Genomic DNA, 23,745 nt, shown 5'->3' on the forward strand with positions numbered 1-23,745 from the left:
ATTATCCTCCGGCGGGCGGCGACCACTACAGGTCGAGGAGGTGCTCCAGGCCCACGGTGAGGCCGTCGAGGCCCCCGACCCGTCGTACGCCCAGCAGGACGCCGGGCGTGAACGAGGCGCGGCTCATCGAGTCGTGGCGGATCGTGAGGGTCTCCCCCTCGCCGCCGAAGATGATCTCCTGGTGCGCGATGAGCCCCGCGAGCCGCACCGCGTGCACGTGGACGTCGTCGACGGTCGCCCCCCGGGCGCCCTCCAGCGCGGTGGAGGTCGCGTCGGGCGAGGGGGCGAGACCCGCCTCGCGCCGCGCCCGCGCCACCAGTTCGGCCGTACGGCGGGCGGTGCCGGAGGGCGCGTCGGCCTTGTGCGGGTGGTGCAGTTCGACGATCTCGACGGACTCGAAGTGCCTGGCCGCCTGCGCGGCGAAGTGCATCATCAGCACGGCGGCGATGCCGAAGTTGGGGGCGATGAGCGAGTTCGTCCCCGGATTGGCGGCCAGCCAGCCGCGCACGGTCTCCAGCCGTTCGTCGTCGAACCCGGTCGTGCCGACGACCGTGTGGATGCCGTGGGAGATGCACCATTCGAGGTTGTCCATCACGACGCCGGGGTGGGTGAAGTCCACCACCACCTCCGCGCCGCTCAGCGCGTCGAGCTTGTCGTCCTTGTCGACCTCCGCCACGAGCTCCAGGTCGTCGGCCGCGGTCACGGCCTTGCACACTTCCACACCCACGCGCCCTCGGGCGCCCAGAACACCGACCTTAATCACGCGCCAAGGCTATAGCGCCCGGCCGCCGCGACGGCGGAGGGGAGGCACGGACAGGAGACACGGGCAGGAGACACGGGCAGGAGACACGGACGGGGAAGCGCGGCCAGGGGTCAGTGCGGACGGCAGACGAGAAAAGGCCGCGTGCGGTGCGAATGCACCACACGCGGCCTCCACAGCCCGCGGCGCGGGCTCACGACAGGCTTACGACAAGCTCACGACGGCCTCACGACAGGCTCAGGCGATGGCGAAGCCGAAGTCCTTGTCGGCGTACGGCCCGATCACGGCGAGCGTCAGGGGCCGGTTGAGGACGTCCTGGGCGACCGCGGCGATCTCCTCGGGGGTGACCGCCTCGATGTGCCCAAGTATCTCGTCCACCGTCATGAGCCGCTCGTAGACGAGCTCGCTCTTGCCGATCCTGGACATGCGCGAGCCGGTGTCCTCGAGACCGAGCACCAGCCCGCCGCGCATCTGGCCCTTGCCGCGGGCGATCTCCTCGGGCGTGATGCCCTCGGCCAGGACCCTGCCCAGCTCGTCGCGGCAGATCTTCAGCACGTCGTCGATCTTCGAGGGCAGGCAGCCCACGTAGATCCCGAACTGGCCGGTGTCGGCGTACTGGGAGGTGTAGCTGTAGGCGCTGTAGGCCAGGCCGCGCTTCTCCCGGATCTCCTGGAACAGGCGCGACGACATGCCGCCGCCGAGCGCCGCGTTCAGGACGCCGAGGGCGAAGCGCCGGTCGTCGTTGCGGGAGACGGCGGTCATGCCGAGGACCAGGTTGGCCTGCTCGGTGGGCCGGTCGAGCACCCGCACCCCGCTCCGGACGTCCACGCCGGGCCCGCCGATGCGCGGCTGCGCCGGCGCGGCGGAGCCGCCCAGCGCGCCCGCCCGCTCGTACGCCGCCGCGACCAGCGCGACCACCCGCTCGTGGTCGACGTTGCCCGCCACCGACACCACGGTGCGGGGCGGGACGTAGAACCGCTGGTAGTACTCGCGGATGCGGTCGCGGGTGAGCGCGTTGATCGAGTCGTCGTTGCCGAGGATCGGACGGCCGATCGGCGTGTCGCCGTACAACTCGGTGGAGAACTGCTCGTGCACCACGTCGGAGGGATCGTCGTCGTGCATGGCGATCTCCTCCAGGATCACGCCGCGCTCCGACTCCACGTCCTCCTCGGTGACCAGCGAGGAGGTCACCACGTCGGCGAGCACGTCGATCGCCAGCGGCAGGTCCTCGTCGAGCACCCGGGCGTAGTAGCAGGTGTACTCCTTGGCGGTGAACGCGTTGATCTCACCGCCGATGCCCTCGATGGACGCCGAGATCTCCATGGCGTCCCGCGTCGGCGTGCCCTTGAAGAGCAGGTGCTCCAGGAAGTGGGTGGCCCCCATGTGCTCGGGGGCCTCGTCGCGCGAACCGATGCCCACCCACATGCCGACCGCGACGCTGCGCACGGTCGGCATCGTCTCCGTCACGACCCGAAGGCCGCCGGGCAGGACGGTGCGGCGGACGACCCCCGCACCCTCCTTGCCCGGAAACAGCGTCTCGGTGGTCACGAGTTGCGCTCGTCCCGTCCGCCACGGGTACGGCTGCGGCTGCGGCGCGGAGCCCGCGGCTGCTCGTCCTCCCCCTCCGGCGCGGCGGCGGCCTCGGCGGGCGGGGCACCGGTCTCCGCGGCACCGGTCTCAGCACCGGCGTCCTTCTCGGCGGCCTCCTTCTCGACCACCTCGACCGGGACCAGCGAGAGCTTGCCGCGCGAGTCGATCTCGGCGATCTCGACCTGGATCTTCTCGCCGACGTTCATGACGTCCTCGACGTTCTCGATCCGCCGGCCGCCGTGCAGCTTGCGGATCTGCGAGACGTGCAGCAGGCCGTCCTTGCCCGGGAGCAGCGAGACGAACGCGCCGAACGCGGCGATCTTGACGACCGTGCCCAGGTAGCGCTCGCCGACCTCCGGCATGTGCGGGTTCGCGATGCCGTTGATCAGCGTGCGGGCGGCCTCGGCGGACGGGCCGTCGGTGGCGCCGATGTAGATCGTGCCGTCGTCCTCGATGGTGATCTCGGCGCCCGTGTCGTCCTGGATCTGGTTGATCATCTTGCCCTTGGGGCCGATGACCTCGCCGATCTTGTCGACCGGGACCTTGATGGTGATGATCCGCGGCGCGGTCGGGTTCATCTCCGCCGGGGCGTCGATGGCCTCCTGCATCACGTCGAGGATCGCCAGCCGGGCGCCCCTCGCCTGCTTCAGCGCGGCGGCGAGCACGTGGGCCGGGATGCCGTCCAGCTTGGTGTCGAGCTGGAGCGCGGTGATCAGGTCCTTGGTGCCGGCGACCTTGAAGTCCATGTCGCCCATCGCGTCCTCGGCGCCGAGGATGTCGGTCAGCGTGACGAAGGTCTCGCCCTCGCCGATGAGACCCATCGCGATGCCCGCGACCATCTCCTTGAGCGGGACGCCCGCGTCGAGCAGCGCCATCGTGGAGGCGCAGACCGACCCCATGGAGGTCGAGCCGTTCGACCCGACCGCCTCCGACACCTGCCGGATCGCGTACGGGAACTCCTCACGCGTGGGCAGCACGGGGATCAGCGCCCGCTCGGCCAGCGCGCCGTGGCCGATCTCCCGGCGCTTCGGCGAGCCGACGCGGCCCGTCTCACCCGTGGAGTACGGCGGGAAGTTGTAGTTGTGCATGTAGCGCTTGGTCCGCTCGGGATTGAGCGTGTCGATCATCTGCTCCATGCGCAGCATGTTCAGCGTGGTGATGCCGAGGATCTGGGTCTCGCCACGCTCGAACAGGGCCGAGCCGTGCACCCGGGGCACGACGTGGACCTCGGCGTTGAGCTGCCGGATGTCCTTGGGCCCGCGGCCGTCGATGCGGACGCCCTCGCTGATGACCCGCTCGCGCATCAGCTTCTTGGTCAGCGACCGGAACGCGGCGCCGATCTCCTTCTCGCGGCCCTCGAAGTCGGGCAGCAGCTTCTCGGCCGCGAGCTGCTTGACCCGGTCGATCTCCAGCTCGCGCTCCTGCTTGCCGGCGATCGTCAGCGCCGAGGCCAGCTCGCTCCGCACGGCGGCGGTGACGGCCTCCAGGGCGTCGTCCTGGTAGTCGAGGAAGATCGGATACTCGGCGGTCTCCTTGCCGGCCACCTCGGCCAGCTTGGACTGCGCGTCGCAGAGCACCTTGATGAACGGCTTGGCGGCCTCCAGGCCCTGGGCCACGACCTCCTCGGTCGGGGCGACCGCGCCCTCGGCGACCAGCTTCAGCGTGTCGCGGGTCGACTCGGCCTCGACCATCATGATCGCCACGTCGCCGTCGGCGATCGTGCGGCCGGCGACGACCATGTCGAACGTGGCGCGCTCAAGCTCGACGTGGGTGGGGAACGCCACCCACTGGCCGTCGATGAGCGCGACCCGCACGCCGCCGATCGGGCCGGAGAACGGCAGCCCGGCGAGCTGCGTCGACATGCTCGCGGCGTTGATCGCGATCACGTCGTACAGGTGGTCGGGGTGCAGGGCCATGATCGTCGCGACGATCTGGATCTCGTTGCGCAGGCCCTTCACGAACGACGGCCGCAGCGGCCGGTCGATGAGGCGGCAGGTGAGGATCGCGTCCTCCGACGGCCTGCCCTCCCGGCGGAAGAACGAGCCGGGGATGCGGCCCGCCGCGTACATCCGCTCCTCGACGTCCACCGTCAGCGGGAAGAAGTCGAGGTTCTCCTTGGGATGCTTGGACGCGGTGGTCGCGGACAGGATCATGGTCTCGTCGTCCAGGTACGCGACCGCGCTGCCTGCTGCCTGCCTGGCCAGCCTGCCGGTCTCGAACCTGATCGTACGCGTGCCAAAGGGGCCGTTGTCGATAACGGCCTCCGTGCTGTGGACACCCTCCACGGGGGACCTCCTTCTCGGATCGGTCTCCCGCGTCTCGGTTGCCGGGCTCCCCGTTCAGGTGCAGTGCCGGTCTTCGATCGAAGCGCCCGGTCCGTCCGCACGGCTTTCGCCGTGCCGACCGGGGGCCACTACCGAGGACCGGCCCTCTCACGCCGCGGGATCGCGCTGCGGCTTGCTTGCGGACGCGGGGCACTGTGTCTCGGCTCTTCAGTTGTCTTGCCAGGCCATTGTGGCCTGTTTATGGAAAAGGAGCGGCGAGGAATCGCCGCTCCTTACTCACCTTATCGGCGAAGGCCCAGCCGCTCAATCAGGGAGCGGTAGCGGGTGATGTCCTTGGCCTGCAGGTACTTCAGCAGCCGGCGGCGCCGGCCGACCAGCAGGAGCAGACCACGACGGCTGTGGTGGTCGTGCTTGTGGGTCTTCAGGTGCTCGGTCAGGTCGCTGATCCGCCTGCTGAGAAGCGCGATCTGGACCTCCGGGGACCCGGTGTCACCCTCGGTGGTGCCGTACTCGGTGATGATGGTCTTGGTGGTAGCGGCGTCGAGCGACACTGCTTCTCCGTTCTGATGAAATGGCACGCGCGACACTTCGAGCCCGCGAACGACCGTGCGTGCCTACAGTCGCCGTGACAGACAGCCGGGGTGGAAAGCTCCACCCGAACATGGCTGACATACAACCCTACCAGGTGCCGGCGGCGCTCCGTCGCGGTGCGTCACGACGTGAACGCGCGTGCCCTCGCCGTGTCCTCGTGCATCTGCTCGATCAGCGCCTCGATCGAGTCGAACCTGAGCGTGTCGCGAAGCCGCTCGCCGAAGTCCACCGCCACGTGCGCGCCGTACAGGTCGAGGTCGTCGCGGTCCAGCGCGTACGCCTCGACCGTGCGCTCCACTCCGTCGAAGGTGGGGTTGGTGCCGATCGAGATCGCGGCGGGCCAGCGCTCCCCCTCGTACGGCGAGGGGGACTGGAAGCACTCCAGCCACCCGGCGTAGACGCCCTCGGCCGGGACGGCGGTGTTGTGCGGCGACTCGACGTTGGCGGTCGGGAAGCCGAGCGCACGGCCCCGCTGGTGGCCGCGGACCACCACGCCCTCCACCCGGTGGGGGCGGCCGAGCAGGGCCGCCGCGCCCGCGACGTCACCGGTGGAGAGCCGCTCGCGGATCCGGGTGGAGGAGATGGCCTCGCCGTCGCTGACGAGCGGCACCCCCTCGGCCGTGAAGTCGTACTTCTCCCCCAGTGTGCGCAGCGTCTCCAGGTCGCCCGCCGCCCGGTGACCGAAGCGGAAGTTCTCCCCCACCACGACACCGGCGGCGTGCAGGCGGTCGACCAGCGCGGTCTGCACGAACTCGTCCGGCGTCATGCGGGAGAACTCCAGCGTGAACGGCAGCACGCACACCGCGTCGACGCCGAGCGAGAACAGCAGGTCGACCCGTCGGGGTGTGGTGGTGAGCCGGGGCGGCTGGTGGCCGGGCCGGACGACCTCCTCGGGATGCGGGTCGAAGGTCACGGCCACGGCCGGCAGCCCGAGGTCGCCGGCCATGCCGACCGTCCGCGTCACCATGCGCTGGTGACCGAGATGGACACCGTCGAACACGCCGATGGTGACGACGGACCTGCCCCAGTCCTGCGGGACCTCGTCCAGCCCGTGCCAGCTCTGCACCTCGACCTCGCTTCGCATCCATGTGCCCCGCCTCCGGCGAGGCGGCCCGGATCGCCCTCCCGGACGCCCTCGCGCGCAGTAGACAGCCTGCCATGCCCGGGCGGCCGCGCGGGAATCAGCCCCGGTTTCAGGAGACGAAGACCACCAGGGGCCGGGCCGCCCCGTCGCGCTCCTCGGCGAGCGCCAGCAGCGCGCCGTCCGGCCCGAACACGCCGACCGGGCCGGGCCCGAGGCCCGCCGCGCGCAGCCGCCCGCCGTGCGCGACCAGTCGCGCCTCGTCCTCGGCCACGTCCCGCCGGGGGAAGGCCGCCGCCACCGCGTCGGCCATCGGCATGATCACGCATTCGCGGGCGAGGTCCTCGATCGTGCGGGCCGACTCGATGCCGTACGGGCCGACCCGGGTGCGGCGCAGCCGGGTGAGGTGGCCGCCGACGCCGAGCGACGCGCCGAGGTCGCGGGCCAGCGCCCGGATGTAGGTGCCGCTGGAGCACGTGACGACCGCGTCGAGGTCCACCGTCTCCGGGGTCCGCCTGATCTCCCCGATCTCGAAGGCGCGCACCGTGACCGGCCGGGCGGCGAGGGCGACCTCCTCCCCCGCCCGGGCCCGCTTGTAGGCCCGTTCTCCGTCGACCTTGATGGCGCTCACCTGCGGCGGCACCTGCATGATCTCGCCGGTGAGCGCGGCGACGCCCGCACGGATGTCCTCGTCGGTCACATGGCCCGCGGGCGTGGTGGCGGTCACCTCGCCCTCGGCGTCGTCGGTGTTGGTCGAGGCCCCGAGGCGGATCGTCGCCTCGTACACCTTCTCGGTCAGCGCGAGGTGCCCGAGGAGGCGGGTCGCCTTCTCCACGCCGATCACCAGCACGCCGGTCGCCATCGGGTCGAGCGTGCCGGCATGGCCGACCTTGCGGGTGCCGGCGACGCCGCGCATCTTGCCCACGACGTCGTGGGACGTCCAGTCCGCGGGCTTGTCCACGATGATGAGCCCGCTCGGCGGCGGGGGCCTTCTTGTCACGGCTCAGTCCTGTGCGGGTGAGGAGGGACGGGCGGGGTGAGGAGGGGGCGGAGGGCGGCCATCGTGTCCGCCACGGGCAGCGCCGAGGAGAACCCCGCGGCCCGCGCGTGCCCGCCGCCGCCGAGGGCGGCGCAGGCACGGGCCACGTCCACCACGCCCTTGGACCGCGTCGAGACGTTCCAGCCGCCGTCGTCGTCCTCCTTGAGCACGACCGCGACCTCGGCCTCGTCGACCCGGCGCACGACGTCGATCACGCCTTCGACCTCGTCGTACGGCAGGCCCTCGGCGGCGCGGTCGGCGCGGCTCACGAAGGTCCACACCAGCCCGTGGCCGCCCGCGACGTCCGGTTCCAGCGTGGCCCGTCCGAGCGCCGCGCCCAGCACCCGCAGATACGCGTACGGCGACCGGTCCCACAGCTCACGGGCGAGCTCCTCCGGGCGGAGCCCGGTCTCCAGCAACCGGCCCGCCATGGCGTGGGCGGCCGGCGTGGTGACGGAGTGCCGGAACGAGCCGGTGTCGGTCACCAGTCCGGCGTACAGGCAGGTGGCGACGGATCGGTCCACCGGCAGCCCGAGCCGGTGGATCAGCTCCTCGACCACCATCGTGGTGGAGGCGGCCGAGGGATCCACCAGGTGGACCGTCCCGAACCTGGTGTTCGACACGTGGTGGTCGATCACGAGCAGTTCCCCGGCCTTGCCCGCGTGCGGCGCGAGCAGGCCCAGCCGCTCCATCGTGGACGCGTCAAAAGTGATCATCAGATCCGGCTCGGCGGGATAGGCCGCGACCTCGACGAGCAGCTCCTGGCCGGGCAGGAACCGCAGCAGCCGGGGCACCTCGAGCAACCGGTCGCCGAAGGACGCCACGACCTTCTTCCCCGACCGCGCCAGCGCCAGCCCGAGGCCCAGCATCGAGCCGAGGGCGTCCCCGTCGGGGGAGACGTGGCAGGCCAGCGCCAGTGTGCCGGCGCCGTGGATGAGATCGGCCGCCCGCCGCCAGTCCGGCTCGCCGATCGCGGTCTCGATCGCGGTCACCGGGCGGAGTGTCCGGCGCGGCCGCTGGGCTCCTCCTCGGCCGTCTCCTCGCCCTCCTCCTCGGCCGCCTCGGCGTCGAGGTCGTCCTCGAAGCGGTAGGGGTCGGCCTCGCCGGCGAACTGCGCGCCCTCGGCCTGCTTGGCGACCTCGGCGTCCTTGGCCCTGGCCAGCGCGAACAGGTCGTCCATGTGGCGGGCGTTGTCGGGGAGCGGGTCGTGCACGAACGAGAGGGTGGGAGTGTGCCGCAGGCCGGTCTGCCGGCCGACCTCGGAGCGGATGATGCCCTTGGCGCTCTCCAGCGCGGCGGCCGAGTCGGCCCGCTCCGCCTCCGAACCGAAGACCGTGTAGTAGACGGTCGCGTCGCTCAGGTCCGCGGTGACCCGGGTGTCGGTCACCGTCACGAACCCCAGCCGCGGATCCTTGATCCGCCGCTCCAGCATCTCCGCCACCACCTGCTGGATGCGGTCGGCCAGCTTCCTGGCACGCGCTGCGTCCATGCTCACGCTCCCTCGTATCTGTACGGCTGACGCGGGGGCCCGGCCGTCTATTCCTCGTGGTCGTTGAAGAGCCGCCGCCGCGCCGACAGCAGCTCGATCTCGGGGTGGTAGGCGACTACCCGCTCACAGGCGTCCAGCACCTCGTCGCAGTTGGCCGCCGACTCCGACACCACGGCCACGCCGATCTCGGCGCGCCGGTGCAGGTCGAGATGCCCCGCCTCGGCCACGGCGACGGCGGGAAAACGTCGCCGGATCTCGGCGATGATCGGCCGGACCACGGAGCGCTTCTGCTTCAGCGAGCGGACGTCGCCGAGCAGGACGTCAAGAGTAAGTGCACCGATGAACATGGATGTCTCACCACGGCGAAGACGCCCGACCGCCGCCCCCGCACGCGTGGTGCGGGGGCGGCGGCGCGGTGCGTCAGGCGCGCGGCTTCTCCTGCATCTCGAACGTCTCGATGACGTCCTCGACCTTGATGTCGTTGTAACCGACACCGATACCGCACTCGAAGCCCTCGCGGACCTCGGTCGCGTCGTCCTTGAAGCGGCGCAGCGACGAGACGGTGAGGTTGTCGGCCACCACGACACCGTCGCGGATGAGCCGTGCCTTGCTGTTGCGGGTGATCACGCCCGTACGGACGATCGAACCGGCGACGTTGCCGATCTTCGGAACCTTGAAGACCTCGCGGACCTCGGCCGTGCCGGTCCGGACCTCTTCGAACTCCGGCTTGAGCATGCCCTTGAGGGCCGCCTCGATCTCCTCGATCGCCTGGTAGATGACCGAGTAGTACCGGATGTCGACGCCCTCGCGCTCGGCGAGGTCGCGGGCCCGGACCTCGGGCCGCACGTTGAAGCCGATGATGACCGCGTTGTCGTCGGCGATCGCGAGGTTGACGTCGTACTCCGTGATGGCACCGACGGCGCGGTGCAGCACGCGGAGCTTGACCTCCTCGCCCACGTCGATCTTGAGCAGGGCGTCCTCCAGGGCCTCGACGGAACCGGAGACGTCACCCTTGATGATGAGCTTGAGCTCGTCGACCTGGCCCTTCTCGAGGTCCTTGAACAGTTCCTCGAGAGTGCGCCGACGGCCGGACCTGGCCATGTCGGCGATGCGCTGCCGGGCCGCCCGCTGCTGGGCGATCTGACGGGCCATCCGGTCGTCGCCGACGACGATGAAGTTGTCGCCCGCGCGCGGGACGGCGGTCAGACCGAGGACCAGGACCGGACGCGAGGGGTCGGCCTCTTCGACCGTCTCCCCGTTGTCGTCCAGCATCGCCCGGACGCGGCCGAAGGCCTCGCCACAGACGATCGAGTCGCCCACCCGCAGCGTGCCGCGCTGCACGAGCACGGTCGCCACGGGGCCGCGGCCCTTGTCGAGGTGCGCCTCGATGGCCAGGCCCTGGGCGTCCATGTCCGGGTTCGCCCGCAGGTCGAGCTCGGCGTCCGCGGTCAGCAGGATGGCCTCCAGCAGGCCGTCGATGCCGACGCCCTGCTTGGCGGAGATGTCCACGAAGAGCGTGGAGCCACCGAACTCCTCGGCCACCAGGCCGTACTCGGTGAGCTGGGCCCGCACCTTGGTCGGGTCCGCGCCCTCCTTGTCGATCTTGTTGACCGCCACCACGATCGGCACGTCGGCCGCCTGGGCGTGGTTCAGCGCCTCGATCGTCTGCGGCTTCACACCGTCGTCGGCCGCGACCACCAGCACCGCGATGTCGGTGGCCTGCGCACCACGGGCACGCATGGCGGTGAACGCCTCGTGACCCGGGGTGTCGATGAAGGTGATCTTGCGCGGCTCGCCCTCGTGGGTGGTGCCCACCTGGTAGGCGCCGATGTGCTGCGTGATGCCGCCGGCCTCGCGGGCCACCACGTTGGTGTGGCGGATCGCGTCGAGCAGCTTCGTCTTACCGTGGTCGACGTGACCCATGACGGTCACGACCGGCGGACGCGGCGCGAGGTCGCCCTCGTCACCCTCGTCCTCACCGAACTCGATCTTGAAGGACTCGAGGAGCTCGCGGTCCTCCTCCTCCGGGCTGACGACCTGGACGTCGTAGTCCAGCTCGGCGCCCAGAAGCTGGAGCGTCTCCTCGCTGACCGACTGGGTCGCGGTCACCATCTCGCCGAGGTGCAGCATGATCTGCACGAGCGAGGCCGGGTTCGCACCGATCCGGTCGGCGAAGTCCGCCAGGGACGCACCCCGCGGCAGGCGGATCGTCTGCCCGCCGCCACGTGTGACCTGCACGCCGCCGATCGCCGGGGCCTGCATGTTGTCGAACTCCTGGCGCCTCTGGCGCTTGGACTTGCGGCCACGGGTCGGACGGCCTCCCGGACGCCCGAACGCGCCCGCCGTGCCGCCACCGCGGCCACGGCCGCCGCCACCGCCGGGACGACCGGCGAAGCCGCCGCCACCGCCGCCGCCGGGACCACCGCCCGGCCCGCCGGGACGACCGGCCGTGGCGCCGGGACGCGGACCGCCGAAGCCGCCGCCACCGGGACGACCGCCGCCACCACCCGGGCGGCCACCGCCGCCACCGGGACCGGGACGGCCACCGCCGCCACCGGGACGCGGACCGCCGCCGCCGCCCGGTCCGGCCGGACGGCCCTGCGGCATCATCATCGGGTTCGGACGCGGACCTCCGGGACGCGGACCTCCGGCGCCGGGACCCGGGCGGGGACCGCCCATGCCCGGACCGGGACGCGGGCCCCCGGGGCCGGGACGCGGACCGCCCGCGCCGGGAGCGCCGGAGCGCGCGGCGGGCGGACGCGGCATGGCGCCGTCACGGCGCGGCTCACGAGGAGCGCCGTCTCCACGGTCGGGACGGTCGCCTCGCTCGGGACGTCCACCGTCGCGGCCGCCGGGCCGCGCGGGCCGCTGGCCCATGCCGCTGGCGGTCGAGGAGAACGGGTTGTTGCCCGGACGCGGGCCGCGCGGGCCCGGCTTGGGTCCACCGCCACCGGGACGCGGGGCGCCACCGCTCGGGGCACCGGGACCGGCGGGCGCGCCACCCGGGCGCGACGCCGGCGCGGGCCGCGGGCCCGGCTTGGGCGCTCCGGGTGCGGCACCACCGGGCCGTGAGCCTGAGGCCGCGGGCCGGGAGGTGTCCGGACGCGGGGCGTCGGGACGCGGAACGTCCGGACGGGGTCCCTGCGGACGGGCGGCCTCGGGGCGCGCCGCCTCCGGCTGGGCCACCTGCGGATGAGGCATCGGAACCGGCCGCGGAGCGGGCCGCGGACCCGGCTTCGGGCCCGGCCGCGCGACCGTGTCGCCGGACTGGGAAACGGGCGCCTGTGGGGCGCCCCCGTTGACCTGGCTCTCTGAAGCCGGCCTGGGCGCAGGCTTCGGCTGCGCCGGACGGGCGGGCCTACCCCCGCCCCTGGAGGCGTCACCCTTGAACGCCTCGGTCAGTTTGCGGACGACCGGCGCCTCTATCGTCGAGGACGCCGACCTCACGAACTCGCCCATTTCGGTGAGCTTGGCCATGACGACCTTGCTCTCGACCCCGAACTCCTTGGCGAGCTCGTATACCCGGACCTTCGCCACTGCACTCCCTAACTCGGCCCGGGAGGCTAGCAGTGCCGCCGGACCGTCGCTACCTGAACGTACTCATCGCCGCGTGCTCATCAGGCGCTCATAGCAATCTGACTCCGCCCATCAACTCGGCGTCCTACATGACAATTACGTCGTGCCCTGATTCCCGGAGCCGATACCGGGGACCAGCGGTAACCATTCACCCGGACCGCCCCGGCGTCAACCCCTCCAGGTGATCCCGCAAGAGCGACGTGTCAAGCGACCCCTGCGCGCGAAACGCGCGAGGGAACGCCCTGCGACGCTCTGCGAGCTCCAGACAGCGCGGGGACGGGTGCAACGAGGCACCACGTCCCGGGAGCCGTCCTCGCACGTCGGGGACGATGACGTCCTCGACCACGACCAGGCGGAGCAACTCGGACTTTACCGTGCGAACCCGGCAGCCCACACACGTTCTCAGCGGGACTGCCCGGCAACCGTCTTCCAGCTTACCTCGCCGACGCATCGGCGGGATCAGCAGGGGCCTGCTCGGTGTCCGGCCGGATGTCGATCCGCCAGCCGGTCAGCCGGTTGGCGAGGCGGGCGTTCTGCCCTTCCTTGCCGATGGCCAGGGACAACTGGTAGTCGGGCACGATGACGCGCGCCATGCGGCCATCGGCGTCGACCACCTCGACACGGGAAACACGCGCGGGAGACAGGGCATTCCCGACGAACTCGGCCGGGTCCTCGGACCAGTCGATGATGTCGATCTTCTCGCCGTGCAGCTCCGTCATCACGTTGCGCACCCGCGAGCCCATCGGGCCGATGCACGCGCCCTTGGCGTTGACGCCCGGCTTGCGCGACCGTACGGCGATCTTGGTGCGGTGGCCCGCCTCCCGGGCGATGGCCGCGATCTCCACCGTGCCGTCGGCGATCTCCGGGACCTCCAGCGCGAAGAGCTTCTTCACCAGGTTGGGGTGGGTGCGCGAGAGGGTGACCGACGGGCCCTTCGGACCCTTCTTCACCTGCACGACGTAGCAGCGGATGCGCTCGCCGTGCGCGTACTCCTCGCCCGGGACCTGCTCGTTGTGCGGGAGGATCGCCTCGATCTTGCCGAGGTCGACCAGCACCACCCGCGGATCCTTGCCCTGCTGGATGACGCCGGCCACCAGTTCGCCCTCGCGGCTCGCGAACTCGCCGAAGTTGATCTCGTCCTCGGCGTCCCTGAGCTGCTGCAGGATGACCTGCTTGGCCGTGGTGGCGGCGATCCGGCTGAAGTTGGACGGGGTGTCGTCGTACTCGCGCACGACGTCGCCGTTCTCGCCCAGCTCGGCCGCCCAGATCACCACGTGGCCCGTGTCGCGGTCCAGCTCGGCGCGCGCCTTCTGCGCCGCGCCCTCGGTCCTGAAGTACGCGATCAGCAGCGCGTCCTCGATCGCCTTGACGACCAGGTCGAAGGAGATGTCCTTCTCCCGCTCCAGGCTGCGCAGGACGCTCATGTCAATGTCCACAAGGCTCCCCCCTAGCCCTCGTCGCCGGTGTCGGCGGCGTCGGCGATGTCCTCGTCGACATCGAGGTCCTCGTCACGTTCGTCATCAAGTTCGCCGTCGTGCTCGTCGTCGAGACCGGCGTCGCGCCGGTTGAACTCGACCTGCACGCGGCCGCGCACCAGCTCGCCGAAGGCGATGCCGCGCGCGCCGTCCAGCTCCACACCGGACTCGTCCGCGGCGGTCACGCGGCCCTCCACCGAGGTGCCGTCGCGCAGCTCCGCCCGCACCAGCCGCCCGTGCGCCCGGCGCCAGTGGCGCGGCTCGGTGAGCGGCCGGTCCACGCCGGGGGAGGTGACCTCCAGCACGTACGCGCTGCCGCCGAGCACGTCCACCTCGTCGAGCCGCTTGGAGACGGACTGGCTCACGTCAGCCACGTCGTCCAGGCTCACGCCGCCGTCCCGGTCCACCACCACGCGCACCAGCCTCCGGCGTCCCGCCGGAGTGACCGTCACGTCCTCCAGGTCGAACCCTTCGGCGGCGACCACCGGGCCGAGTAGTTCGACCAGGCGGCCGCGTCGAGCGTCGCTGCCCATGCCGACCTCCCTACGACCATGTAACTAGCCCGATGTGCCAACAGCCTATCGACACCGGGAGGTGGAAACTGCGCCACACCCGGGCGACCGTCCGACACGCACACGATCATCACGGTCACGGGCGGGGACCAGTGGGCGGCGCGCCGTACGATGCTGTGTCGTGAAAGAGGACAGCGGCGGTGAAGGGGGCAGCGGCGGCAGAGGGGACAGCGGCGGGGCACGGGTGACCAGACGTGCCCTGCTGGGCGTCGCCGCCGCGGCGGGCCTGGCCGCCGCGGGAGGCTGTTCGAACGGCCCGGACAAGCCCGTCACGCCACCCCCTCCGGACCCGCAGGCCGTGCTGATCGGCGAGCTGATCGCGGACAAGGAGCGGCTGGTGGCGCTGTACGGGCGCGCGGTCGCCGCGCTGCCCGGCCGGGCCGCCACGCTGGAGCCGTTCCGGCAGCGGCACGCGGCTCACGTGCGGGCGCTGCGCGCGCTGCTGCCCGCCGGGACCGCTCCGATCACGTCGGCCCCGTCGTCCTCCGGATCGCCCCCCGCATCGCCGTCCGGATCGCCCTCCGACGGCTCGACCCAGGTCTCCGTCGGAGTGCTGCGGGACTTCGAAAAGGCCTCCGCGGCGGCGCGTCCCGCGCAGACCGCCACGGCCTCGCCCGCACTCGCCCAGCTTCTGGTCAGCATCGGCGCCTGCGAGGCCGTCCACGTCGTCGCCCTGGGGAGGCTTCGTGGCTGAGCCCGCGACCCCGCCCGCCGTGAGCCCGGCAGTAAGCCCGTCAGTGAGCCCGGCGGTGAGCCCTGCTCCGGGCTCCGCCGCGGGGCCCTCTGTCGCCGCCCTCGGCCGGGCCCTGTCCGCCGAGTACGCCGCCGTGTACGCCTACGGAGTCGTCGGCGGGAGGACGAAGGGCGCGCTGCTCGCCCGGGCGACGGCGGGCTTCGACGCGCACCGGGCGCGGCGCGACCAGTTGCGCACGCTCATCACCCAGCGGGGCGGCACACCCACCGAGCCGGGCCCCTCCTACGGCCTGCCGTTCGAGGTGCGCACGCCGTCCGACGCGGTGCGCCTGGCGGTGCTCGTGGAGCAGCGGGTCGTCACCGCCTACCTGGAGCTCGCCGCCGACCGCGATCCCGCCCTGCGGCGGCTCGCCGCGCTGGCGGCGCAGGAGAGCGCGACGCGCGCGTACGGCTGGCAGCCGGAGATCGGCGCCTTCCCCGGCATGCCCGGCCGCGACACCGGCTCCACTCAGGCAGGACCGCCCGACACCGCAGAGCCTGACACCGCACAGCCCGACAGCGGATCGCCCGACAGCGGATCGCCCGACAGCACGGAAACCGGCCCCACGGAAACCAGCACTACAGAAGCGAGTACCGCGCAACCGGAAGCCGGGCTTCCCGACGCCGCTCCCTCCGGGTCCTGACCTCGGTAGGGCCGGAGGCCGGCCCTACCGGAAAGGTCACGCGGAAGAGGCGGGGAGGCAGGCGGCGAGGACGCGGTCGACGGCCTGGTCCAGCGGGATCTCCTCCTTGGTCCCGGCGACCCGGTCGCGCAGCTCCACCACGCCCTGGGCCAGCCCACGGCCGACGATCAGGACGGTGGGCACGCCCAGCAGCTCGGAATCCTTGAACTTGACGCCCGGCGACACGCCCTGACGGTCGTCCACCAGCACGCGCAGTCCCCGCGCCTCCAGGCTCTCGGCGAGCTCGCTGGCCACCTCGATCTGGTTCTCCTTGCCGGTGCCGACGATGTGCACGTCGGCGGGGGCCACCTCCCTGGGCCACACCAGGCCCAGCGCGTCGTGCCGCTGCTCGGCCAGCACCGCCACCGCCCGGGACACGCCGACGCCGTACGAGCCCATGGTGATGCGGATGGGCTTGCCGTCCGGCCCCAGCGCGTCGAGGTGGGCCGCGTCGGCGTACTTGCGGCCGAGCTGGAAGATGTGCCCGATCTCGATGCCGCGGTCGATCGACAGCGGGTGGGCGCAGCGGGGGCAGGAGTCGCCCGCGCGCACCTCGGCGGCCTCGATCGTGCCGTCGGGCTGGAAGTCACGGCCCGCGACCACGTGCGCGGCGTGCCTGCCCGGCTCGTTGGCGCCGGTCACCCAGGCCGAGCCCGCCACGACGCGGGGGTCGACGAGGTAGGTGATCCCGAGGTCCGCGAGCACCTGCGGGCCGATGTAGCCGCGCACCAGGCCGGGGTGGCGGGCGAAGTCCTCGGCCTCGAAGATCTCCGGCACACCGGGCGCGAGCGCGGCCTCCAGGCGCTTGAAGTCCACCTCGCGGTCGCCGGGTACGCCGACGACCACGGTCCTGACCTCGTCGGAGCCCGGCGTGCGGACCTTGACGACGAGGTTCTTCAGGGTGTCCGCCGCGGTGATTCCGAGGCCGTACCGCTCGTTGACGTACGTCACCAGCGACTCGATCGTGGGCGTGCCGGGCGTGTCGAGGACCTCCATGGCCGGCTGCTCGGCGGTCACCGCGGGCGGTGCGGGTGTCACGACCGCCTCGGCGTTCGCCGCGTACCCGCAGTTGTGGCAGGCCACGAAGGTGTCCTCACCGGTGTCGCAGGGCGCGAGGAACTCCTCGGAGGCCGATCCGCCCATCGCCCCCGACATGGCGAAGCAGATCCGGTAGTCGATGCCGAGGCGGTCGAAGATGCGGATGTAGGCGTCGCGGTGCATCTCGTAGGACCGCTTCAGGCCGTCGTCGTCGAGGTCGAAGGAGTAGGAGTCCTTCATCACGAACTCCCGGCCCCGCAGGATGCCGGCCCGGGGACGCGCCTCGTCGCGGTACTTGGTCTGGATCTGGTACAGCGTCACCGGATAGTCCTTGTAGGAGGAGTACTCCCCCTTGACCATGTCGGTGAACATCTCCTCGTGCGTCGGCCCGAGGAGATAGTCGGCGCCCTTGCGGTCCTTCAGGCGGAACAGCGTGTCGCCGTACTCGGTCCAGCGGCCGGTGGGCTCGTAGTAGTCGCGGGGCAGCAGCGCGGGGAACAGCACCTCCTGCGCGCCCATCCGGTCCATCTCCTCGCGGACCACCCGGGCGACGTTCTCCAGCACGATCTTGCCCAGCGGCAGCCAGGAGTAGATGCCGGGCGCGACCCGGCGGACGTAGCCGGCGCGGACGAGCAGCTTGTGGCTCGGCACTTCCGCGTCCGCCGGATCCTCACGCAGGGTGCGCAGGAACAGGGTCGACATACGCAGCAGCACGGCTACTCCTTGCTCGTGAGAGGTCTCCCGCGACGTCTCCCCCGGATCGCCGCGGCCGGAGACTCCGGCGCGGATCTCCTCGCGGAGCCCCGGCGGCGACGTGGGAGACGAAGACGATGTGCTCCAAGGCTATCGACTCGGGGCACCGGCCGCCTCCCCTCAACGCGCGCCCGCCGCTCAGCCGCCGAGAAGTTCCTCCCAGTGCTGGCGCGACCGCTCCCCTGCGCCCGCCGGCCCGTCCAGCGCCGCCGACAGCCGCCAGAGGCCGGGCCTGGACCGCAGCCGTTCCATGCCGAACGGGTCGATCGCCCGCAGCACGAAGGTCACCCCCAGCACGTCGATCACCGCGGTCGACGCGGTCGCGGGACCGGCCGGGGCGGCGGGCGCGGCGTCGGGGCCCGGTTCGCCGATCCGCTCGACCAGCAGCGCCGCCACCTCCGCGGCCTGCGGGCCGTCGCGCCACTCGATATGCCAGGAGTGGTCGGTCGTCCGCCACCAGGTGAGGTCGCGGCACGCCTCCAGCGTCTCCGCCTCGCCGGACAGCGTGGCCATGACCCGGCCCAGTGCCTCGTAGCGGCGGCCGTCGCCTCGATCGTTCCGCGACCCCCGGGCCGTGGCCGGCGAGGCCCCGGGCTCGTCCTGCCCCCCGCGCAGTCCCCTCATGTCAGGGAGGGTCCCACCGCCCGGCCGTCTCGTCCGCGGGTTTCCCCGTCTTTTAGCCCCAGAGCCCACGAGCATCACTCTGATCGCGGCCGCGGGTCGCCGCAACCCCACGAATCATCACAACACGGATCACAGAAAGGATCACAGTCCGGTGCCTCGGCATGGCGTTCCGGTGACACGGCCGCCGCCGATGATAAAGAATCGAAGCCAGAGACGCCGCCGCTGCCGGGAGGCCATGGTGACACTGCGCGTCGCGATCGTCGGGTCGGGCCCAGCCGGGATCTACACGGCCGAGGCACTGGTCAAACAGTCGCACGACCCCGTCGAGGTGGACGTGCTCGAACGTCTGCCCACGCCCTACGGGCTCGTGCGGTACGGCGTCGCGCCCGACCACACCTCGATCAAGTCGATCGCCGGATACCTCCGGCGCGTCCTGGAGACGCCTGGGGTGCGCTTCCTCGGCGGTGTGGAACTCGGCGCGGACGTCTCGGCCGACGACCTGCTGTCCTGCTACGACGCGGTCGTCTACTGCACCGGCGCGATGGTCGACAGACAGCTCGGCATCCCGGGCGAGGACCTGCCGGGCAGCGTCGCCGCGACCGACTTCGTCAACTGGTACTGCGGCCACCCCGACGTCCCGCCGGACACCTTCTCGCTCGACGCCGAGGACGTCGTCGTCATCGGCGTCGGCAACGTCGCCGTGGACGTCGTGCGGATCATGGCCAAGACCGCCGACGAACTGCGCGGCACCGACGTGCCCGAGGAGGTGCTCGACCGGCTGGCCTCCTCGCGCGTCAGGCGCATCCACATGGTCGGCAGGCGCGGCCCGGAACACGCCAAGTTCACCCTCAAGGAGCTGCGCGAGCTCGGCGAATTGCTGAACGCCGACGTCCTGACCTTCCCGCACGAGGTCGCGACCGGTGACCTGGCCGCCCTGTCGCGGCAGGTCAAGGGCAACGTGGACGTGCTGCGGTCATGGTCGGAGCGCGAGCCGGCCGACCGGCCGCGCCGTCTGGAGGTGCGCTTCTGGCTGCGCCCGGTGGAGATCCTCGGGGTCTCCCGGGTCGAGGGCGTACGGCTGGAGCGGACCCGCCTGGAGGACGGGCGGGTCGTCGGAACCGGCGAGTTCGAGACGATCCCGGCGGACATGGTCATGCGCTCGGTGGGCTACCGGAGCGTCGCGTTGCCCGGGGTGCCCTTCGACACGCGGGCGATGACGGTGCCCAACGTCGCCGGGAAGGTGACCGACCGGCAGTACGTCGCGGGCTGGCTGAAGCGGGGTCCGACCGGGGTGATCGGGACCAACAAGTCCGACGCCGCGGAGACCGTGCGTACCCTGCTCGCCGAGGTCAAGCCGGGAACCGCCACCGCCCGGCTGGACGACCTGCTCGCCGCCCGCGGCGTGCGCCCGGTGACGTACGACGACTGGCTCGGGATCGAGGCCGCGGAGACGGCGCTGGCGGAGAACCTCAAGCGGGGCGAGCGGGTGAAGCTGGTGGGCAGGGACGCCATGCTGGGCGCGGCCGGCCGTCTCACGCGCAGGGGAACGCCCTCCTGAGCGCCCACCGCGCGTAGAGGTTGAACCCGTCGACGTAGAGACCGACACGCACGGATCGAGGAACGGGGTTGTCGCACATCGCCATCACGCCCTAACATGGTGTCACCGCGCCCGGGGTTACGTCCCCGGGCTCTACGGCCCCCGGCAGGGGGCCGTTTCTTTTTTCGCTCGCGTGTTCGAGTAAGAGGGTACCCAACTCTCCGTCGCAACGTGGCGACGTTGCGTGATGAAGTGGCCGTGCCGGGACTCTGCGAGGATCGTCCCCATGGAGACGACGCTGACCGGCCTGGACGGGCTGCTCGACGGCTTCGGCCACGTCTACCGTGACCAGCTCGCCCGTTACCCCGCGGGCCAGGAGCCGGCGTGGCAGCCGGTGCACACCGTGTACGTGCCGGCGGACCGGGTCACGGCAGGGGTCGTCCACGAATGGCGGCACGCCGCCACCGACCTGCTGAACCGGCTGCTGTTCACCCCCGGCGAGCTGGCCGCGCTGTTCGGGCTGGACCCCGGGCTGGCCCAGCCCGTGCACGAACGGGTCCGCCGCAAGCTCCACAACGAGCCCATCGAGGACCTGCGGATCGACTTCGAGGACGGGTACGGCGTGCGCGCGCCGGAGGAGGAGGACCGGCACGCCGAGTCCGCGGCGGCGGCCGTCGCCGAGATGCACCGGGCGGGCACCCTCCCCCGCCGGTGGGGACTGCGGGTGAAGTCCTTCGCCGACGGCGACCCGCACCGCTCGATCCGTACGCTCGACGGGTTCCTCACCGAGGTCGTCCGGCGGGCCGGGCGGCTTCCGGACGGGTTCACGGTGACCTTCCCCAAGGTCCTCATGGAGGACTACCTCGGTCAGTTCGCCCGCTGCCTGGAGGCGCTGGAGCGGGCGCTGGCGCTGCCCTCCGGGACGCTGCGCTTCGAGATGCAGGTGGAGGCCCCGCAGACCGTGCTGATCCTGCAGCGGTCGGCCGATCTGGTGCCGTCGCTCGGCGGGCGGCTCGCGGCCGCGCACTTCGGGGTGTTCGACTACACCGCGGCGGTCGGGCTGCCCCCGGACGAGCAGCGGCTCGACCATCCCGCGTGCGACCACGCGAGGCACGTGATGCGGACCGCGCTCGCCGGCACGGGCGTCGAACTGTCGGACGGCTCCCTCGCCGCGGCGCCCGCCTCCGACTCGGCCGCCGACGTGCACGCCCTGCTCCGCAGGCACTCGGCTCTGGTGACGCACTCGCTGTCCCACGGCTTCCACCAGGGCTGGGACATGCACCCCTCGCACCTCGTCAGCCGTTTCACGACCGTCTACGCCTTCCATCTCGCCTGCTACGAGAAGTACGCCGACCGGGTGCGCGCGTGGGAGGAGCGGCGGGCCGCGGCGGGCGGGGTGCTGGACGAGCCCGCGACGATACGGACGCTGGTCGCCGCGCTGGCCCGGGCCGACCAGGCCCTCGGCTGAGCGGCGCGCCCGTCTTTGCCATATCGGCAACGTTGTTTGGCGATCCAGCCGATCATGGCGCATCGTGACCCGAGCGATGAGAGGAGACTCGGGTGGACAGGACATATGACGTCATCGTGGTCGGCGGCGGCGCGGCCGGGCTCAGCGGCGCCCTGGCGCTGTCGCGGGCGAGGCGGTCGGTGCTGGTGGTCGACGACGGGCGGCCGCGCAACGCGCCCGCCTCGCACGTGCACAACTACCTCGGCAGGGAGGGCACACCGCCCGCCGAACTGCTGGCGGCCGGGCGTGCGGAGGTCGCGGCGTACGGCGGTGAGATCACCGACGGGCGCGTGGCGAACGCGGCACGGGAGGACGACGGCCGCTTCCTCGTGACGCTCGACGACGGGCGCGCGCTCCGGGCACGACGGCTGCTGCTCGCGACCGGGCTCGCGGACGAGCTTCCGGACGTGCCCGGCCTGGCCGGACGCTGGGGCCGCGACGTGCTGCACTGCCCGTACTGCCACGGCTGGGAGGTCCGCGACCGGCGGATCGGCGTGCTGGCCACCGGCCCGCACGCTGTCGAGCAGGCCTGCCTGTGGCGGCAGTGGACCGAGAACGTGGTGTTCCTCAACCATCGCGCCGCACCTCTGCCGGCGGAGCACGCCGAGCGGCTCGCCGCGCGCCGGATCGCCGTCGTGGACGGCCAGGTCGCGGAGGTGGAGGTGACCGGCGACACGCTCACCGGGGTACGCCTGGCCTCGGGCGACGTGATCGCGCTCGACGCGGTCGTCGTCGCGCCGCGGTTCACCGCCCGCGCCGACGTGGCGCGGTCGCTCGGGCTCACGCCGGTCGATGTGGAGAAGAACGGTGACGTGGTCGGCAGCCGGATCCCCGCGGAGCCGACGGGGGCCACCGCCGTGCCCGGCGTCTACGTGGCGGGGAACACGGCCGACCTCATGGCGCAGGTGATCACGGCCGCCGCGTCCGGCCTGACCACCGGCGCGGCGATCAACATGGACCTCGTCGCCGAGGAGACCGCGGAGGCGGTCGACGCCTACCGGCACTTGATGGGCACGATGTTCGAGGAGGCCGCCTGGGAGGAGCGCTACCAGTCACGGCCGGCCGTCTGGAGCGGGCGCCCGAACGCACAGCTCGTCGCCGAGGCCGCCGATCTGCCGCCGGGCCGGGCCCTCGACGTCGGCAGCGGCGAGGGCGCCGACGCCGTGTGGCTCGCCGGGCGCGGCTGGCGGGTGACCGGCACGGACATCTCGGCCACCGCGCTGAAGCGGGCCGCCGCCCACGCCGCCGACGCCGGCCCCGAGGTCGCGGCCCGCATCGAGTGGCTCCACGCCGACCTGCGCGACCACCCGCTCCCCGAGGGCGCGTACGACCTGGTGTCGGCGCACTACATGCACCTGCCGGTCGAGACGCGGCGGGCGCTGTACACCCGGCTGGCCGCGGCGGTGGCGCCGGGCGGCGTCCTGCTGATCGTCGGGCACCACCCGCTCGACCTGCTGACCGTGGCCCACCGGACGCACCTCCCGCAGGCGATGTTCACCGCCGAGGAGATCGCGGCCTCGCTCGACCCGGCCGGCTGGGAGGTCACGGCCGCCGAGGCCCGGCCGCGGACGGCGACGGACCCGGAGGGGCGCGAGATCACCATCCGGGACGCCGTCCTGGTCGCGCGCCGCCGTACCTGACGACGCCGTACCTGACGACGCCGTACCTGACGACGCCGGGCCGGACGGCGCCGGGCTTCAGAGCCGGTCCACCAGGCGGCGCCAGTGCCTGACCCGGTTCGGGTCGACGGGCTCCTGCCAGGAGCCCCGCACCGCGCCGCCCACGTGGAAGGCGCGGATGCCGTAGTCGAGCAGCGCCGGGACGTGCGCCTCGCGCAGGCCGCCGCCGGCGAGCACGAGCGAGGCGTCTCCCGCCTCCGCCCGGGTCCGCAGGACGTCCAGGCCGCTGCCGACGCCCTCGGGCGACCCCGACGTGAGGATGGTCGCCAGGTTCGGCAGCAGCCGTACGGCACGCCACGCGGCCCGCACGTCGGCGGCGTGGTCCACGGCGCGGTGGAAGGTCCAGGGCAGCGGCGAGACGGCCTGGATCAGCGCCTCGGTCGCCTTCACGTCCACCGAGCCGTCCTCGTCGAGGAATCCGAAGACGAACCCCGCCGCGCCCGCCTCGGTCAGTTCCTTCACGTCGCGGCGCAGCCGGTCGAGCTCCTCCGGGCGCACGGTGAACCCGGCGTCGCGGCGAAGCATGATCATCTGCGGCAGCCCGCACTCGCGGGCGATGGCCGCGACGAGGTCCGCCGAGGGGGTGAGCCCGCCCGAGCCCATGTCGGACACGACCTCCAGGCGGTCCGCCCCACCCTCCTCGGCGGCCACGGCGTCACGCAGATCGAGCGCGATCACTTCAAGGAGGGATCCCGTCATGATGTGAACAGTATCGGGTCCCTTTGCGGCGCCTC

Annotated in this window: 20 protein-coding genes and 1 pseudogene; 5 read left to right on the plus strand and 16 right to left on the minus strand. The window is 72.2% G+C overall.

The features are described from left to right. Positions 1–25: 25 nt before the first annotated feature. The 13 genes and pseudogenes from dapB to rimP all read right to left on the minus strand — a co-directional run. Entirely contained in the window at positions 26–763 is a 738-nt protein-coding gene (gene dapB / locus Mam01_RS21805) for a 4-hydroxy-tetrahydrodipicolinate reductase (RefSeq protein WP_150936806.1), read from the minus strand. Between the two features lie 234 nt (positions 764–997). Continuing rightward, on the minus strand, positions 998–2,308 hold the full coding sequence (locus tag Mam01_RS21810; RefSeq protein WP_150936804.1) for a M16 family metallopeptidase: 1,311 nt from the start codon (positions 2,306–2,308) through the stop codon (positions 998–1,000). Then, positions 2,305–4,635 carry a polyribonucleotide nucleotidyltransferase gene (locus Mam01_RS21815; protein WP_204287087.1) on the minus strand — a complete coding sequence of 777 codons (2,331 nt, stop codon included), beginning with the start codon at positions 4,633–4,635 and terminating at the stop codon, positions 2,305–2,307. The genes Mam01_RS21810 and Mam01_RS21815 overlap by 4 nt, the downstream gene beginning before the upstream one ends. 281 nt (positions 4,636–4,916) lie before the next feature. Next, positions 4,917–5,186 carry a 30S ribosomal protein S15 gene (gene rpsO / locus Mam01_RS21820; RefSeq protein ID WP_150936800.1) on the minus strand — a complete coding sequence of 90 codons (270 nt, stop codon included), beginning with the start codon at positions 5,184–5,186 and terminating at the stop codon, positions 4,917–4,919. 161 nt (positions 5,187–5,347) lie between these two features. Continuing rightward, positions 5,348–6,292, minus strand: a complete 945-nt coding sequence (locus tag Mam01_RS21825) for a bifunctional riboflavin kinase/FAD synthetase (RefSeq protein ID WP_204287150.1) — start codon at positions 6,290–6,292, stop codon at positions 5,348–5,350. A 127-nt stretch (positions 6,293–6,419) separates the two neighbouring features. Beyond that, positions 6,420–7,307: a tRNA pseudouridine(55) synthase TruB gene (gene truB / locus Mam01_RS21830; RefSeq protein WP_204287088.1), complete on the minus strand. Its 888-nt coding sequence runs from the start codon at positions 7,305–7,307 to the stop codon at positions 6,420–6,422. Further along, positions 7,304–8,338, minus strand: a complete 1,035-nt coding sequence (locus tag Mam01_RS21835) for a DHH family phosphoesterase (protein ID WP_204287089.1) — start codon at positions 8,336–8,338, stop codon at positions 7,304–7,306. The genes truB and Mam01_RS21835 overlap by 4 nt, the downstream gene beginning before the upstream one ends. Next, positions 8,335–8,835, minus strand: coding sequence for a 30S ribosome-binding factor RbfA (rbfA, locus tag Mam01_RS21840; RefSeq protein ID WP_204287090.1), 501 nt, complete (start codon positions 8,833–8,835; stop codon positions 8,335–8,337). The genes Mam01_RS21835 and rbfA overlap by 4 nt, the downstream gene beginning before the upstream one ends. A 47-nt stretch (positions 8,836–8,882) precedes the next feature. Continuing rightward, positions 8,883–9,182 (minus strand): DUF503 domain-containing protein, encoded by a 300-nt coding sequence (locus Mam01_RS21845; protein WP_167521514.1) that lies wholly within the window; start codon positions 9,180–9,182, stop codon positions 8,883–8,885. Positions 9,183–9,255: 73 nt separating this feature from the next. Further along, positions 9,256–12,372, minus strand: a complete 3,117-nt coding sequence (gene infB, locus Mam01_RS21850; RefSeq protein ID WP_204287091.1) for a translation initiation factor IF-2 — start codon at positions 12,370–12,372, stop codon at positions 9,256–9,258. 187 nt (positions 12,373–12,559) lie between these two features. Continuing rightward, positions 12,560–12,862, minus strand: coding sequence for a YlxR family protein (locus Mam01_RS21855; protein ID WP_150936788.1), 303 nt, complete (start codon positions 12,860–12,862; stop codon positions 12,560–12,562). After that, positions 12,846–13,835: a transcription termination factor NusA gene (nusA, locus tag Mam01_RS21860; RefSeq protein ID WP_204287092.1), complete on the minus strand. Its 990-nt coding sequence runs from the start codon at positions 13,833–13,835 to the stop codon at positions 12,846–12,848. Before nusA ends, Mam01_RS21855 begins: the two co-directional genes overlap by 17 nt. Positions 13,836–13,954: 119 nt before the next feature. Further along, a pseudogene (gene rimP / locus Mam01_RS21865) lies at positions 13,955–14,419 on the minus strand (ribosome maturation factor RimP); the annotation flags it as partial. 160 nt (positions 14,420–14,579) lie between these two features. Here rimP and Mam01_RS21870 point away from each other — a divergent pair. Both Mam01_RS21870 and Mam01_RS21875 read left to right on the plus strand, forming a co-directional pair. Then, entirely contained in the window at positions 14,580–15,152 is a 573-nt protein-coding gene (locus Mam01_RS21870; RefSeq protein WP_204287094.1) for a hypothetical protein, read from the plus strand. Between the two features lie 55 nt (positions 15,153–15,207). Beyond that, on the plus strand, positions 15,208–15,834 hold the full coding sequence (locus tag Mam01_RS21875) for a ferritin-like domain-containing protein (protein ID WP_204287095.1): 627 nt from the start codon (positions 15,208–15,210) through the stop codon (positions 15,832–15,834). Between the two features lie 36 nt (positions 15,835–15,870). Here Mam01_RS21875 and Mam01_RS21880 read toward each other — a convergent pair whose 3' ends face one another. Then, positions 15,871–17,625 carry a proline--tRNA ligase gene (locus tag Mam01_RS21880; protein ID WP_204287096.1) on the minus strand — a complete coding sequence of 585 codons (1,755 nt, stop codon included), beginning with the start codon at positions 17,623–17,625 and terminating at the stop codon, positions 15,871–15,873. 177 nt (positions 17,626–17,802) lie between these two features. After that, positions 17,803–18,288: a hypothetical protein gene (locus Mam01_RS21885; RefSeq protein ID WP_239101507.1), complete on the minus strand. Its 486-nt coding sequence runs from the start codon at positions 18,286–18,288 to the stop codon at positions 17,803–17,805. Between the two features lie 235 nt (positions 18,289–18,523). Here Mam01_RS21885 and Mam01_RS21890 point away from each other — a divergent pair, with 235 nt between their 5' ends. The 3 genes from Mam01_RS21890 (at position 18,524) to Mam01_RS21900 (ending at position 22,972) form a co-directional block, all read left to right on the plus strand. Next, positions 18,524–19,846: an FAD-dependent oxidoreductase gene (locus tag Mam01_RS21890; RefSeq protein WP_204287097.1), complete on the plus strand. Its 1,323-nt coding sequence runs from the start codon at positions 18,524–18,526 to the stop codon at positions 19,844–19,846. A gap of 265 nt (positions 19,847–20,111) precedes the next feature. Continuing rightward, positions 20,112–21,293 carry a DUF6986 family protein gene (locus Mam01_RS21895; protein WP_204287098.1) on the plus strand — a complete coding sequence of 394 codons (1,182 nt, stop codon included), beginning with the start codon at positions 20,112–20,114 and terminating at the stop codon, positions 21,291–21,293. Positions 21,294–21,385: 92 nt separating this feature from the next. Further along, positions 21,386–22,972 (plus strand): bifunctional NAD(P)/FAD-dependent oxidoreductase/class I SAM-dependent methyltransferase, encoded by a 1,587-nt coding sequence (locus tag Mam01_RS21900; RefSeq protein WP_204287099.1) that lies wholly within the window; start codon positions 21,386–21,388, stop codon positions 22,970–22,972. 57 nt (positions 22,973–23,029) lie between these two features. On the opposite strand, the gene Mam01_RS21905 is transcribed toward Mam01_RS21900, so the two are convergent. Further along, positions 23,030–23,710, minus strand: a complete 681-nt coding sequence (locus Mam01_RS21905; RefSeq protein WP_204287100.1) for a copper homeostasis protein CutC — start codon at positions 23,708–23,710, stop codon at positions 23,030–23,032. Positions 23,711–23,745: the final 35 nt, after the last annotated feature.

Origin of the sequence: Microbispora amethystogenes, assembly GCF_016863015.1 — a bacterium.
GTDB classification, from domain to species: Bacteria; Actinomycetota; Actinomycetes; order Streptosporangiales; family Streptosporangiaceae; genus Microbispora; species Microbispora amethystogenes.

What these genes read in the sequence shown, in the direction of transcription:
- rbfA (WP_204287090.1), bottom strand. Translation starts at nt 8,835, where the DNA reads ATGGACGCAGCGCGTGCCAGGAAGCTGGCCGACCGCATCCAGCAGGTG.
- Mam01_RS21845 (WP_167521514.1), bottom strand. Translation starts at nt 9,182, where the DNA reads ATGTTCATCGGTGCACTTACTCTTGACGTCCTGCTCGGCGACGTCCGC.
- Mam01_RS21855 (WP_150936788.1), bottom strand. Translation starts at nt 12,862, where the DNA reads ATGCGTCGGCGAGGTAAGCTGGAAGACGGTTGCCGGGCAGTCCCGCTG.
- nusA (WP_204287092.1), bottom strand. Translation starts at nt 13,835, where the DNA reads ATGAGCGTCCTGCGCAGCCTGGAGCGGGAGAAGGACATCTCCTTCGAC.
- Mam01_RS21885 (WP_239101507.1), bottom strand. Translation starts at nt 18,288, where the DNA reads ATGAGGGGACTGCGCGGGGGGCAGGACGAGCCCGGGGCCTCGCCGGCC.
- Mam01_RS21890 (WP_204287097.1), top strand. Translation starts at nt 18,524, where the DNA reads ATGGTGACACTGCGCGTCGCGATCGTCGGGTCGGGCCCAGCCGGGATC.
- Mam01_RS21895 (WP_204287098.1), top strand. Translation starts at nt 20,112, where the DNA reads ATGGAGACGACGCTGACCGGCCTGGACGGGCTGCTCGACGGCTTCGGC.
- Mam01_RS21905 (WP_204287100.1), bottom strand. Translation starts at nt 23,710, where the DNA reads ATGACGGGATCCCTCCTTGAAGTGATCGCGCTCGATCTGCGTGACGCC.